Below are 1,914 nucleotides of genomic sequence, written 5' to 3'. Positions count from 1 at the left end.
AATCATGGCAGCGCACTGTTGAATTCGATGCTGACGGAATTCGCGGTCGACGCGGAGCGGCGTATTTCCGAGCATTGGTTCGCACCTTTCGGCCAAAAAGCCCATGCCCTTCTACCTGACATTGCGAAAAGGCTTGAGGGGATGAACCTCCTTTCGGATGGAGGCGCCTTGGTTGAAAGCACGGATCCTCACTCGAGGCTGGTGGGTGAGATAACTTACGTCAAGTCCGCGACGCCGGTCATTGCTACGTCGAAGGACGTTAGTGGCGTGAGAATTGCCTCGCGTACCGCCGGTCGGTTCGCATGGTTTGCTGCGCGGTCACTCGACGGCAGCCTTGGACTTGTGCCTCAGATCACTGCCATGATGGCAGTCTTGTCGGAGAGCCTGAAGACCCAGGACATGGATTTTGCTGCCGTGGTCAAGTCCACGAGCCATTATGTCGGGGGCAGTTCCGCCGACGAGTTGTTCGACAATATGACGGTTCGCAACAGCTACTATCCTAATCCAGGTCCAGCCTCGACCGGCCTCCCGGTCTCCGGATTGGCTGATCGAAACAGTCGGATTGCAGTCGATTTTACAGCCCTGCGCAGTCTTTAGCGAAATTTACATTTTGACAGGCGGCACTTTGTTTGGTCATCGATCAGTTCGCTAGGCTTCCAAATTCTCTGACGTGCGCCGCTGCTAACGTCTGGGGATGCAGCACAAGGTGCGTGAGCTAATGAGCTATATCGATACGTTCTACCGACGCACGATCGGCGACAGCAGGCAGTACCCGGGCCTCTTGGGCACGGTCGATTGCGATACATGCATTATCGGCGGTGGCCTAGCGGGAATTACCGTCGGGTTGCAATTAGCGCGGGCCGGGCAATCGGTCGTCCTGCTCGAATCGGAAAGTCTCGGATGGGGCGCCTCAGGCCGCAATGGCGGGTTTGTCTTTCCCGGGTACGCTTGCAGCTACGATGCGATCGAGCGCGCTGTGGGCACCTCCAAGGCGCTCAAGCTATATGCTCTCTCGGTCGAGGGCATGCAGTTCGTTCGCGATACGATCACCGACTTACGGATTGAGTCAGCCGTCCCGATTCACGGTGTACTAAGCGTGTCCCGCCACGAAGATGGTGACGCGCTAAAGGCCCACGCCGCCCTACTCAAAAGGGATTTTGACTATCCCGTTGAGTATTTAGAGCGGTCCCAGGTCCAGAGCGTCCTTCATTCCAAACGCTATTTTCAGGCTTTGCGCGACCCGCAGGCGTTTCACATGCATCCGCTCAACTATCTTCGTGCCGCCGCGCACGAAATCGATCGTCTGGGCGGAAAGATATTCGAAGCGAGTGGCGCCACGGAAACGACCTTTTCCGGTGCCGACAAAATCCTTCGCACCGCCGAAGGTACGGTCAAGGCGCGTCGAGTCGTCATAACAACCGGAGGGTATACAACAAACCTGGTCCCCCAACTCCAGCGCAGTTACCTGCCGATTGCTACTTACGTGATGATTTCGGAGAAAAATCCTGACCTCATTCGAGAGGCGATTTCGACCCCAGATGCAGTGTTGGATAGCCGGCGCGCCGGCGATTACTATCGGGTGGTCGAGGGTGGCCAACGTTTGCTGTGGGGTGGTCGGATCACGACAAGAGCCGCTTCCCCGACGCGCTTGGCTGCTGAATTGCGGCGAGAGATGACAAACACTTACCCGCAGCTTGCCAATCTCAACATCGAAACGTCGTGGTCGGGATTGATGTCATATGCGAGGCACCTGATGCCCCAAATCGGCGAGCTAAGGCCAGATGTCTGGTTCTGCACCGCATTTGGCGGTCACGGTCTCAACACGACGGCGATTGGGGGGAAACTCGTCGCAGAAGCCATTCTTGGCCAATCGGATCGATATGCGTTATTCAGCCCATTTGGTCTGGTCTGGGC

2 protein-coding genes are annotated in these 1,914 nt (G+C 56.8%); both read left to right on the top strand.

Features of this window, described 5'->3' with window-relative positions:
* On the top strand, nucleotides 1-597 hold a 597-nt coding region (locus ACXJ7R_RS31410; protein WP_457155203.1), incomplete at its 5' end, for a hypothetical protein.
* Between the two features lie 121 nt (nucleotides 598-718).
* Nucleotides 719-1,914, top strand: a 1,196-nt coding sequence (locus ACXJ7R_RS31405; protein WP_457155202.1) for an NAD(P)/FAD-dependent oxidoreductase, incomplete at its 3' end; no start/stop codon positions are given.

Source organism: Mesorhizobium sp. P5_C1 (genome assembly GCF_054049815.1).
This window is presented reverse-complemented; position numbering and strand designations above follow the sequence as displayed.